10 protein-coding genes are annotated in these 11875 nt (G+C 55.1%); 5 read left to right on the top strand and 5 right to left on the bottom strand.

Translation table 11 applies throughout. From position 1 onward, the window contains the following. The 3 genes from A3754_RS00145 to A3754_RS00135 all read left to right on the top strand — a co-directional run. On the top strand, positions 1-1678 hold a 1678-nt coding region (locus tag A3754_RS00145; protein WP_063518523.1), incomplete at its 5' end, for an OsmC domain/YcaO domain-containing protein. Positions 1679-1803: 125 nt separating this feature from the next. Beyond that, positions 1804-3702, top strand: coding sequence for an acyltransferase family protein (locus A3754_RS00140; RefSeq protein WP_063518521.1), 1899 nt, complete (start codon positions 1804-1806; stop codon positions 3700-3702). A 126-nt stretch (positions 3703-3828) separates the two neighbouring features. Next, the gene (locus A3754_RS00135; protein WP_082872297.1) at positions 3829-4281 is read left to right on the top strand and encodes a hypothetical protein; all 453 of its coding nucleotides are present in this window, start codon (positions 3829-3831) and stop codon (positions 4279-4281) included. A gap of 19 nt (positions 4282-4300) precedes the next feature. Here A3754_RS00135 and A3754_RS00130 read toward each other — a convergent pair whose 3' ends face one another. Both A3754_RS00130 and arfB read right to left on the bottom strand, forming a co-directional pair. Continuing rightward, positions 4301-5278, bottom strand: coding sequence for an NAD(P)-dependent alcohol dehydrogenase (locus A3754_RS00130; RefSeq protein ID WP_231880421.1), 978 nt, complete (start codon positions 5276-5278; stop codon positions 4301-4303). Positions 5279-5376: 98 nt separating this feature from the next. Next, a complete protein-coding gene (gene arfB / locus A3754_RS00125) occupies positions 5377-5793 on the bottom strand; it encodes an alternative ribosome rescue aminoacyl-tRNA hydrolase ArfB (RefSeq protein ID WP_063518519.1) in 417 nt (138 codons plus the stop codon). 49 nt (positions 5794-5842) lie between these two features. Here arfB and A3754_RS00120 point away from each other — a divergent pair, with 49 nt between their 5' ends. Then, positions 5843-7531, top strand: a complete 1689-nt coding sequence (locus A3754_RS00120; protein ID WP_063518518.1) for a molecular chaperone HscC — start codon at positions 5843-5845, stop codon at positions 7529-7531. Further along, the gene (locus A3754_RS00115) at positions 7531-8805 is read left to right on the top strand and encodes an RDD family protein (protein ID WP_063518517.1); all 1275 of its coding nucleotides are present in this window, start codon (positions 7531-7533) and stop codon (positions 8803-8805) included. Before A3754_RS00120 ends, A3754_RS00115 begins: the two co-directional genes overlap by 1 nt. A gap of 83 nt (positions 8806-8888) precedes the next feature. Here A3754_RS00115 and A3754_RS00110 read toward each other — a convergent pair whose 3' ends face one another. The 3 genes from A3754_RS00110 to A3754_RS00100 all read right to left on the bottom strand — a co-directional run. Next, entirely contained in the window at positions 8889-10241 is a 1353-nt protein-coding gene (locus tag A3754_RS00110) for an SPFH domain-containing protein (protein ID WP_063518516.1), read from the bottom strand. Between the two features lie 100 nt (positions 10242-10341). Then, positions 10342-10878 carry a cytochrome b gene (locus A3754_RS00105; protein WP_063518515.1) on the bottom strand — a complete coding sequence of 179 codons (537 nt, stop codon included), beginning with the start codon at positions 10876-10878 and terminating at the stop codon, positions 10342-10344. Positions 10879-11031: 153 nt separating this feature from the next. Beyond that, positions 11032-11875 (bottom strand): hypothetical protein (locus A3754_RS00100; RefSeq protein WP_063518514.1); only part of this gene is annotated, 844 nt, incomplete at its 5' end.

Here is an 11875-nt window from a genome sequence, read left to right as displayed (position 1 = left end):
CGGGCTGGGCATGAAGATCGAGATCGCCTCCTGGCGCAATATCGTGCCCCACGTGTGGTCGCTGCATATTCGCGATGCGGCCTCGCCCATGTGCTTTACCAACGGCAAGGGCGCCACCAAGGAAGCCGCCCTGTGTTCCGCACTGGGCGAGTTTATCGAGCGCCTCAACTGCAACTTCTTCTATAACGACCAGTTCTTCGGGGAAGACATCGCCAACAGCGACTTCGTCCATTACCCCAACGAAAAGTGGTTCAAACCCGGCCCCAACGACGCACTGCCGCAAGGGATCCTGGATGACTACTGCCTGGGCATCTACAACCCGGAAGGCGAACTGGGCGGCTCCAACCTGATCGATACCAATTCCGGCCGGGCGGACCGGGGCATCTGCTCGCTACCGTTCGTTCGCCAATCCGACGGCGAGACGGTGTACTTCCCCTCCAACCTCATCGAGAACCTGTTCCTCAGTAACGGCATGAGTGCGGGCAACACCCTGGCCGAAGCCCAGGTGCAATGCCTGTCGGAAATTTTTGAACGGGCCGTGAAGAAACACATCATTGAAGAAGAGATTGCCCTGCCGGATGTGCCCCAGGACGTGCTGGCCAAGTACCCCGGCATTGTCGAAGGCATCGCCGCACTGGAGGAGCAGGGCTTTCCGGTGCTGGTGAAAGATGCGTCCCTGGGCGGGCAATTTCCGGTCATGTGCGTGACACTGATGAACCCGCGCACCGGCGGCGTATTCGCCTCCTTCGGCGCCCACCCCAGCTTCGAAGTGGCCCTGGAGCGCAGCCTCACCGAACTGCTGCAAGGGCGCAGCTTCGAAGGCCTGAACGATGTGCCGCCGCCCACCTTCAATAGTCAGGAAGTCTGCGAGCCCAATAATTTCGTCGAGCATTTCATCGACTCCACCGGGGTAGTGAGCTGGCGTTTCTTCAGTGCCCAGGCCGACGAGGACTTCTGCGAGTGGGATTTTTCCGGCACCACCGAAGAAGAAACCGCCCGCCTGTTCGGCATATTGAAAGACCTGGAGAAGGAAGCCTACGTGGCCGTGTATGAAGAACTGGGCGCACCGGTCTGCCGTATTCTGGTCCCCGATTTTTCCGAGGTGTATCCGGTGGAAGACTTGATCTGGGACAACACCAATATGGCGCTGGATTATCGCGAGGATATTCTCAACCTGCACCGCCTCAGCGATGAGCAGCTGGGGCAACTGGTGGAACGGCTGGAAGAAAGCCAGATCGATAACTACACCGATATCATCACCCTGATCGGTATCGAGTTCGACGAAAACACCGTGTGGGGTCAGCTCACCATTCTCGAATTGAAACTGATGATCTACCTGGCACTACAGCGTCATGACGACGCCCTGGAGCTGGTGGAAATGTTTATTCAGTACAACGACAACACCGTGGAACGGGGCCTGTTCTACCGGGCGGTCAATGCGGTATTGGAAATCACCCTGGATGACGAACTGGAACTGGACGACTACCGTTACAACCTGGGGCGCATGTACGGTGAAGAGACCCTGGCAACAGTCATAGGCGCGGTTGATGGCAGCATACGCTTCCCGGGCCTGACCCCCACCAACATGCAGCTGGACGGCCTGGAGAAACATCAGCGCCTGATCGAAAGTTACAAGAAGCTGCATGCAGCGCGGGCGGCCAAGTTTGTGACTGTTTGATATCCAGCCAAATAATTTGGTGCGTACTGAAGCATGGCCAGCCGTTAGAGCGAAACACTATTTCTTAATACCAGAAAATGGCAACCAAGTAGCATTAGAGATGCGTAATATGATTGGGGAAAATCATGAATTATCGTAGCGATATTGACGGGCTTAGAGCGGTAGCAGTTCTTGCTGTCCTTCTTTTCCATTCTGGGATCAGTCAGTTTTCTGGGGGCTACGTTGGCGTTGATATTTTTTTTGTTATTAGTGGTTTTTTGATTACCAGTCTGATTTATAAAGATGCGAAGTCAGGAACTTTCAGTTATCGCATATTCTATAAGCGGCGGGTCGCTCGGCTGATTCCTGCTCTAGCACTAACCCTTCTTCTAGTAACCGCCTTCGGTTTCTTTTTCTATGACACAGCCAGATTTGACATTCTAGGAAAACAGATTTTCTTCTCGTCCTTTGGTGCTGCCAATCTGCTTTTTTCTCAAGGCACTGATTATTTTGCAAAGGATGAAGCTTATCAGCCATTTATCCACCTTTGGTCGCTGGGTGTCGAAGAACAGTTTTATCTAGTATGGCCTGCTTTATTCCTGCTTTTTTATCGAATAAGTCCAAAACTGATTGGCTCTCTAGTCATCATCATGCTTTTTGTTTCTCTAGGCTTATCTATCAATGTGGCTGCAGATCGCTCACCATCAGGGTATTTTTTGCCCCAATACAGGGGTTTTGAGCTTCTCATCGGCGCCGGTCTTGCTCTAAGCATGAGCCGGAATTCTGCTAAGAATACACCCGAAATCATCAAACAAGCCGCTAACTATTTAGGGGTGATTGCCATATTAATTCCCATCTTTACCCTTGATAATGATTCCAGTTTCCCAGGACTTAATGCACTGTGGCCTTGTCTTGGAACAGCATTAATTATTGGTTTCCCAAATAAAGGTCTAGTAACCAGGGCTTTGTCTGCAAAGTGGATGGTAACTATCGGCTTGATTTCCTATCCACTCTATCTTTACCACCAACCCCTGATTTCTTTTTTTCACTACTTCAATCTGACTTGGTCACCATGGGCCTTATTCTTTTTTGTCTGCATTTTATCATTTCCTGCTGCATGGATTACATATCGTTATCTGGAAAAACCCCTCCGCCAAGCTGTGCACAAAAAAAACCGGGCGTCTTCTCTTATTACTACCAGCCTGTCACTTACCATTCCTCTTTTCGCTATCGTTGGCATTGTTATTGCAAAAACAAACGGATTGGAAATGCGTTTCGCTCACCTAAATCCTTTTTCTGTACAAGTAATAAAAGCCCATGCATTTTCATTTCACGAAAAATTTCAAAGAGGGATAAATATTGACAGCAAAGGAGAAAAAAGGATTCTTTTCATTGGGGACTCCGCTCTTCAACAATACGTTGACCCAATAGCTTCAGCATTGCAGATTCCCTCTGATAAAGTAGACAGTGTCACTAGAGGCGGCTGCGTTCTTTTAAAGGGCGTCGAATTCATTGACTCTTATTCTGACATTTCATGTAATCGCATGCGCGAGGATCTATATCGACGGAATGATCACTACAACTATATAGTCATTTCTCAGCTCTGGAGCTCCTACGATCAGGCTGTCCGAAATTTCCCTAAAAAAGTTGAAGAAAATGCAAGGTGGGCACCTTTCATTAACGCCTCAATCACACACTTTTCTCCTTTAGCCGGTAGAATAATTATCATTGGCCGACACTTGGATGTCGAAGGAACCGGGCCCCTTCAGCCTACACTCCGCCTAAATGAAGAGGATTATATTCGCGGCCTTGATGACCTCCATATTATCAATGCCGAATACTTACAAAATAAGAATGACTACTTTTCCACCTTGGAAAAAGAAAACGACGTCACGGTAATAGAACCATATCGTATTTTCTGTTCCACAAACGAGCATTGTGTTTTGAGAAGTGAAGAATGGTCATTTTTCAGCGACAGACACCATATAAGCTCAACATCTACCCAATTTGTCTCTGAAAGAATCAAAGAGCTACTGGACTTGTAACAGCTGTTTTTTCATTCAATCCTGGCTCAGGTAAATCACTAACATGCGGCGCGGGGGTAAAGGCCTGAACGCAAACCGCGCAGCGCTGGGTAAACCCGGCAAAAAATAAACAGGGAGGCGACCATCATGGCAATGTTTCGGCTGGCGTTGTTCTTGCTGATGCCCGGCGTTGTCCAGGCCGACGCAACGTCACTGGAGACGTATCTGTCCGCCAAACCATTACGGATGGAGGTACGCTATTGTGAGTGCGCGGTAATAAGCCCGGATGGGCGCTCACCAGATCCACTACCGGGTTTTATGGATCAGGCTGACGCGCTGAGTGTTGCTGTAGAAGCACAGGATAAAGGCTTCATTTCCACTGAAGTGCTTTTTCTCGGCTACGCCCTGCAACCGGAAGCCGGGGCGCCTGAGGCGTTCCGGTTTCAATACGTTGGGGACTTCACCACCCCACGGGGACATAACAGTGCGCGGGGAGCGGTGATTCTGGAAAAGAATCAGTGGGTCAGTCTTTGGGGTTCACAGGGAGGCGATGGCATAACCGGTGTTGCCGTGCGGTTGACGGACACCACCGGGCCATAATTTTTCAAGCGGTATTGCTCTAGTCATTCGCTACATCAATCACCACTTTCCCCCGGCAACGACCCGAGCGGTTGCGATTGTAGGCCGCTTCACTTTCTGCCAGCGTAAAGACGCTGTCGATAATGGGCGTCAGGGTACCGGCCTCAACCATGGCGGTCAGCGTTTCCAGATCACGTCGGTACGATTCCACCACCACGGTGCCGGATTTTTTACCCAACAGTCGATAAAGCGGCGTAGCAAACATGGAGGCACCCTGGCCGCCAGTGGAAATAAAGTAGCCCTTCTTGCCCAGCAGGGCAGAACAGGTGAGCGGGGTTTCGTAAGAGGTGACGTCAAAGACCAAATCAAACGGGCCAGCCGTTTTGCGGTAATCACCCTGGGTATAGTCGATAATGGCATCTGCCCCCAGCTCACGAACAAAATCCACATTGCGACCACTGCAGACCCCGGTGACATGCAACCCCAGATTTTTGGCGATCTGTACGGCGAAGGTGCCCACACCGCCGGAGGCACCAATAATCAGCACTGTCTTGCCGGCTTCGCCTTTGCCTTTGCGCAGCCCCTGCAACGCCGTTAGCGCCGCCAACGGCATGGCCGCCGCTTGCGTGAAAGACAGGTTCTGCGGTTTTTTGGCGATGCGGCGCTGGCTGATCCGCGCCTGCTCTGCCAGTGAGGCTGTGCGCAAACGCATATCCATGCCATACACCGCATCGCCAATATCAAAATCACGCACGTTACGCCCCCGGTCGACCACCACCCCCGCCAGGTCGTCCCCGAACAGGGGCGGCAAGCGTTTCACCATCACCGGACTGGCGGCCATGGCCAGGTTGTAATTCAGTTTCCAGTCTTTGGGGTTTACCGACGCGGCATGCACCGCCACCAACACATCATCCGGTTTTAACCGATCGGGCGCCTCTGTTTCGATCAGGGCAAGGCCAGGGTGCAGGCCCCAGCCGGAGGTAGCGATGGCTTTCATGACAAACTCCGTGATATGCATTTGACGCTCAGCTTAACAAAGCGGGCAACAAAGCGGATGGTCAGATAACGACAAGGCGGGGGAGTATTTGTGTCAATGCGAAGGCCTGAGCAAGCACCTCAGCCGGGATCCACCTTGCCGCGCAGGGACTTGGTCCTGCCGCGTTTGGTCTTGCTGTCCAGGCGTCGGCGCTTGCTGCCCAGGGTCGGGCGGGTGGCCTTGCGGGGTTTTTGTTCCACGGTCACGCTTTTTATCAGCTGCGCCAGCCGGGCCAGGGCATTTTCCTTGTTCATTTCCTGGGTGCGGAACTGCTGCGCCTTGATCACGACAACGCCGTCGGTAGTAATGCGCTGGTCACTCAGTGCCAGCAACTTTTCCTTATAGCGCTCGGGCAGGGACGAGGCGCGGATGTCGAACCGCAAATGGATGGCCGAAGCGACCTTGTTCACATTCTGGCCACCACTGCCCTGGGCGCGGATCGCCTGCAGGTCGATCTCGTTGTCGGGAATCTGTAAATTACGGCTGACTTGAAGCATAACCACGGCTGCTGCAACGGGATTGTCAGCCTAACAACAAGGAACGCGCATGACCATTATCGGTATCGACCTGGGGACCACCAACAGTGCCTGCGGCATCTGGACGGACGAGGGGGTCAAACTGATACCGAACCGGCTGGGGGACGTGTTGACCCCGTCGGTGGTCGGGCTGGACACCCAGGGTGAGCTGATCGTGGGGCGTACCGCCCGCCAACGCCTGATCAACCACAGTGATCAGACCGTGGCCGCCTTTAAACGATTGATGGGCACCGACCACAAGATCAAGCTGGGCCGCCAGGCATTCAGTGCCACGGAATTGTCATCGCTGGTATTGCGCTCATTGAAGGAAGACGCCGAAGCCTACCTGGGCGAGGCGGTCACCGAGGCGGTCATCAGTGTGCCGGCCTACTTCAACGATAACCAGCGCCACGCCACCAAGCAGGCCGCCGAACTGGCGGGCCTGAAAGTGGAGCGGTTGATCAACGAACCTACCGCCGCCGCCATTGCCTATGGCCTGCACGAAAAGCAGGAAGGCCTGTTCCTGATCCTGGACCTGGGCGGCGGCACCTTTGATGTATCACTGCTGGAATTTTTCGACGGCATCATGGAAGTTCACGCCAGCGCCGGGGACAACTTTCTCGGCGGCGAAGACTTTGTCGATGCCATGGTCGACGACGTTTTACGCGAGCATTCGCTGCGTCGCGATGACCTGAAGCCCAACCTGCTGCAACAGCTTTACCTGCAGATGGAAGGCGCCAAGCGCAAACTGGGCCCGGCCGACCAGACCCTGTCCCTGGAGCTGGGCGACAAGACCGTGGAGCACGTGGTCACCAGCGACTGGTTTACCCGGGTCAGCACGCCGCTGCTGTTGCGCGCCAAGCACCCCATCGAGCGGGCGCTGCGCGATTCCAGCACCCACCCAAGCAAGATCGACGATGTGGTGCTGGTGGGCGGCTCTACCCGGCTGGCCATTTTCCGTTCCACCGTGGGCAAGATGTTCGGCCGCCTGCCGTCCTGCCACCTGGACCCGGATACCGTGGTGGCCATGGGCGCGGCAATCCAGGCCGGCCTGATGATGCGTAACGAAGCTCTGGACGATGTGGTGCTGACCGATGTGTGCCCCTACACCCTGGGCACCGGGGTGATCAATCGCGACAACAGCAAACTGGGCGACTATTTCATGCCCATCATCGAGCGTAATTGCGTGGTTCCCGTGAGCATTGCCCGGCAGGTATGCACTGCCTACGACGACCAGACCGAACTGACCATCAAGGTCTACCAGGGCGAAAGCCGCTACGTGGAAAAGAATGTCTTTCTTGGCGAATTGAATGTGCGGGTGCCCAAAGACCCGCGAGGCGAGCAAGCGGTGGATATTCGCTACAGTTACGACATGAACGGTTTACTGGAAGTGGACGTGACGGTGGAATCCACCGGCCAGGTCCACAGCCACCTGATCGAACACGCCCCGGGCGCCCTGAGTGACGAGCAAAAACAGGCCGCCCGGGAAAAACTCGCGGCGCTGAAATTTCACCCCCGCGATGGCGAAGACAACCGCGCATTGATCGCCCGCGCCGAGCGCCTGTATGAATCCAGCCTGGGCGATCGCCGTGAGTACATCGCCGACGTCATGAAGCGGTTTGAAAAAGTCCTCGACGATCAGAACCCCGCAGACATTGCACGGATACAGAAACAGGTGAAAGAAGCGCTGGATAGCCTGGAGAGCGAGGACTGGTTCTGATGCCGCCCTGGGATAGCCTGCAGATTGAACCTACCGCCGACGCGCGGGCAATCAAGCGCGCCTACGCCAAACAACTCAAGCAGACCCGGCCGGACGAAAACCCCCAGGGCTTCCAGCAACTGCACCAGGCTTACAAGCAGGCACTGGCCTGGGCCGAACAACAATCGTCGCAAGACGCCCCGACGGCAGCCCCGGAAAGCTGGCACAGCCAACCGCTCTCGCCCGCGCCCCAGGAACCGGTGGAAACCAGGCCGGAGCCCGAACCGGAACTGGTGCCGGGCCCGGCCCATACCCCGCCGCCCAGCCACGACACCTTTGTCACCGACCCGGAACCGGATGAAACGCTGAAGCAGGCCAGCTGGTCGGTACAACTTGCGCCAACGCCGCCGCCTCCCATCGACGACGAGCCCGCCCCTCTGGATACCCTTGGCGGGCCCGTCGTCGATCCCCATGAGCAGGATCAAACGCTGGCAGCACTGCTGGCGCAAGCCCGCGAGCTTCTGCAGCAACCGGAGGGGGCGCAACAAGCTGATTGCTGGCATTTTCTTACCCGCACACCACTGATACTGGACGACGCTTTTAACCGCCGGCTCGGCCATGCCCTGTTTGCCGTGTTGACCGAACAGCAGCAATCCGGTCAGCCGTCGCTGTCGTACCCGGTGGTCCGTTACCTGAACGGGCTGTTCAACTGGGAAGGGCAGCGGCGCTGGCTGAATGAGGATTTTGGTGAAGACACCTGCGATTCACTCTTTCGTATCCTCGACGATACCCCGCTGAACCAGGACGCCATCAAGGCCGTTCGCGGTGGCCAGGGAGTGTTCGCACAGAAGAAGAAACCCCCACCAGTGGCGCCGGAGGAAGTGATCATGGGCGGTTATTTGCTGCGCATGCTGGCCTTTGCCATGGACATGTTTCTGGTGGTGGTCGGCGCTATTTTTGTGGCCGAGGTGCTGCACCGTTTCGGCAGCAGCAGTGACGAAAGCGGCGCACCACTCGCCATAATACTGGCCGTACCTCTCTATTTGTTGATGGCGCTGATCATGGAATCCAGCCCGATGCAATCCACACCAGGGAAACAATTGCTGGGCATGCGTGTTACCAATCGGCGATTACAGCGATTGCATCCATTACACAATGCCGGGCGCATCATTGTATTTTGCCTGACCGGTATTTTGTGGAAGGTGATTTTTATTGTGAATGCCTTTATGAAAGGACATCTGCTGCACGACCGCATCAGCCGCAGCTATGTGATTCAGTATCGCAAGTCGGAATAGGGCAGGGGAAAGCTCCCCGCCCGGCAAGGAAAGACAACAAGAAGGGCGCCGGGTTAGCAAGGCGCTAACCCGGCAAGCCGGGCCTACTTGGTCAGGTCCCGTTCATAGCTCAATCGTTTGGCCGCATCCAGCGTCAACATCTGCATAAACGCCTTGGTTTCCGTATCCGCTCCAGTGGGCGTGCCGTTGCTGCCACCACCGAACACATACTGCGGCACCTTGCGCTGGGCAAAGGCTTCCGCCCAGATTTTCTGAATCTGAATTTCGGCATCCAGCTTCTGGGCCAGGGCGTTATCCGCACGCAGAATTTCCCGCTTCTGGTAAGCTTCTGCATCGGCCAGGGTGCGACGGGTTTCCGCTTCTACCCGGGCTTTTTCCAGATTGATTTCTGCGGTCTGCTTTTCAATTTCTGCCTGCTCTTTCAGCTTTTGTGCCTTGGTAATCGCCAGCTGCTTTTCGGTTTCCGCTTCCGTGGTGCGCTGAATCTGGTCTACCTTGGCTTCCGCCTGGCGCTCAGCCACTTCCCGCTCACCACGGGCAATGGCCAGCAGTCGCTGCTCTTCTTCCTGCACCCGTTGCTCGCGGGCAATGGCCCGGTCTGCAGAGGCTTTTTGCTTGAGTTGCATGCGTTCCACGAAGCGCTGGTTGGGATCCATCTGGGTCACCCGGGCTTCTACTACGGTGACACCGTAATCAATAAAACGCTGGGACTTCCGCCGGGGCACGCCGGTATCGTCAAGCATCTTGCGTACCACAAATATCACCTTGGCATCGTCGCCGTAGTCTTGTTGCTCGGTGCCCATGGCCACATTGGCACTGCCTTTGATCTCACCCACGCGCTTCTGGCTGATTTCTTCACGACGCACAATGTAGATGCCATTGATCATCTGGTTTTCAAACTCGGTATTGAATTCGGTACGCCCGCCGGAGTAATACTCCTCGGCGCTCATCAATGACGCATTGGCTTGCAGGGTTTCCTTGAACGCGGGGATCAACGCCGTGCGCAACAGGTTTTCCGGTGTCCGGTATTCATGGGCCAAATGCAGGAAACTGTCCGGGTCGGTGGGAATGGTAAAGCGCACCGTGGCCTGGGCGTTGGCGTCCACCTGATCCAGGAACATGATGTTCTGCGGCGGCAAGGCTGCGGAGGTTTCCGAGTTCTCCACCTCCACATAATCCAGGGTTTCACTGCCACCGCGCACGGCTTGCACGGTCAGTGCGCGCTTCCAGGAATTCCAGCGACCAAAAAGGAAGAACTGATAGCCCACATCCGACACCACCTTTTCCTGACCGGTGATGGTGCGCACGTGATACACGTAGCCCGGTTCCGCATAGAAAATGGATTTGTTGGCAACAATAAGCAGCGCCAGAATGCTGATAACCCCAACCGCAACGCGCCCCAGCGGCATTGCCCCCTTCAATTTTTCCGTAATCATGATGCCCCAGTCTCATTTTTAGAAGGGCATATTTTACGGCGCGATTTCCATAACGATAGTGGTCAATGTCTTACATTTGGAATCGGCACAGGGTACCGATTCAGTCTTTGCCCCACATGCGCGGCAGCACGTTTACCTGCCCGGTTTGCTTGCGGTGCAGCAGGGCCATACCGATATGGCCAACGATCATGGCCAGCAGCACCCAACCCAGCACACCGTGGAGCAGGTTACCCGGTTCCACCATCCAGGCGATCTTGTCGCCGTCGAAACCCGACATCAGTGGTAGCCCGAACGGCTCAAATGCACGGCCTGAGCCGTATTGACGCAGCAGGGCAAGGGCGGGAATCAACAGCAATAATCCATACAGGCCGACATGCCCCAATTTCGCCGCCAGGTTGATGGAAGGCGGGCGCCGACTAAGATTCACCATCGCCCACCCCAACCGGATCAGCGCCAGCACGATCAAGATCAACCCTAACGGTTTGTGGGTTGGCCAGAAAAACGATTCGAAGGCGGTGTCCTCGAAACCATAATGCGCCAACGCTGAGAGAAACTGCCAGGCTAATAGTAATGCCATGCTCCAGTGCAGAAACCGGCTGATGCTACCGTAGCGGGCCGGGGTATCGTCCTTCGACATGACATTCTCCTGTTAGGTGGAGCGGGGCTGCCTGGCGGCTTTGCTGATTATTGCTCACCAAGAATGACAAGAAAATGTGCAGAAAATATGCAAGGGAATCGCAGTTCTGAAAACACAATCGCAGGCCAGCCAAGCCGGCCTGCGTGCTACCGGTCAGCCAACGGGGACGGCAAAATGGATCATCACATGAACCTGGAGTTCGCCGACCAAAAAGCCCAACAGCGCCCCCACGGTAATCAGGATCCATTCATCTTGCTGGAAAGCCGGACGGAGCAAGCCTTCGAATTCTTCCTCGGTAAGCTCCTGCATTTTTTCCACCATCAGATTTTTCAGGTCCATGGCTTCTTCTGCATACGCTTCCATATGGCTGAGGGTTTCCGGCAGGTGCTGCATTACCTTTTCCGATACCGACCGTTTCATTTCCTGGTATTTGGTGCTGCCCACAGCAAATACCACCAGTGGCTTCGCCAGGCCGGATTGCTCATCCAGGGTCCGTTGCACCTGCTTTTGGACCAATCCAAACAGACGATCGGACATGGGGCCTTTAAGAATGGCTTCGATCACCGCTGCAGGGGTAACAATTTCACTGGCAACCAGCTCACCGTAACGAGCAGCAACCTGTTTGCGCCGTTTCAGGAACAGGCCCTGCCATTCGAACAACCCCAGGTAACGCACCGGTTGTTTCGGGTTGAAGATCATTTTCAGCGCCAGCCAGTCGGTGAACCAGCCGGTGAAGAGCCCGAACAGGGGAATCACCCAGATGTTGTGGGTAAAAGCCCACACCACCGCCTGCACGATGCCGATGGCAAAACCGAAATAGATGCCGGAATTACGGATGAACTTGAATTCCACATGGCCGGCTTCCAGAAACACCCGGTTGAGCAATTCCTTGTCGCGCACCAACGCGTTGATTACCAGATCCTTAAGGTCAAACACCCGGGTAATATTGCTTTTGATGTCCTCCATGATCTGCTCGACCATGTGCGGCGCTTCGTTC

Source organism: Alcanivorax sp. HI0083 (genome assembly GCF_001635175.1).
The sequence above is the reverse complement of the archived record's forward strand: the minus strand, read 5'-3'. Positions and strand labels throughout refer to the sequence as shown.